Below are 387 nucleotides of genomic sequence, written 5' to 3'. Positions count from 1 at the left end.
GGCCAGCACCGTGGAGACCAGCGCGATGGCGATCAAGGCGAGCCAGCCGCCGGCGTCGCCCGGGAACTGCGGCGGCACGCCGGCGCCAGTGCGCAGGATGCCGACCGTCACGTAGACCACCGCTGCTGCGGTGCAGATGACCGTGGTGGTGGCGATGGCGTTGACGCCGGCCGTCACGCGCGCGCCCACCACGATATAGATCGAGTAGATCACCGCCGCCGCCACGCCCAGCGCGATGCCGAGCGGGCTGCCCTCCCCGCCGCCCACTGTCAGGCCGGCGCCGACCGAGCACAGCACCAGCGCGATCACCGCCGCGTTGGTCAGCTTTTCCTTGAGAAAGATCGCCGCGAGGATCGTCACGAACAACGGGTAGAGATAGAGCAGCAG

The 387-nt window shown here is 69.8% G+C and carries 1 pseudogene; it reads right to left on the bottom strand.

Features of this window, described 5'->3' with window-relative positions:
• Positions 1-387: pseudogene (locus AB4Z35_RS31055) on the bottom strand (hypothetical protein); the annotation flags it as partial.

Source organism: Pseudomonas sp. KB_15 (genome assembly GCF_052114525.1).
In the GTDB taxonomy this organism is placed as follows: domain Bacteria; phylum Pseudomonadota; class Gammaproteobacteria; order Pseudomonadales; family Pseudomonadaceae; genus Aquipseudomonas.
The sequence above is the reverse complement of the archived record's forward strand: the minus strand, read 5'-3'. Positions and strand labels throughout refer to the sequence as shown.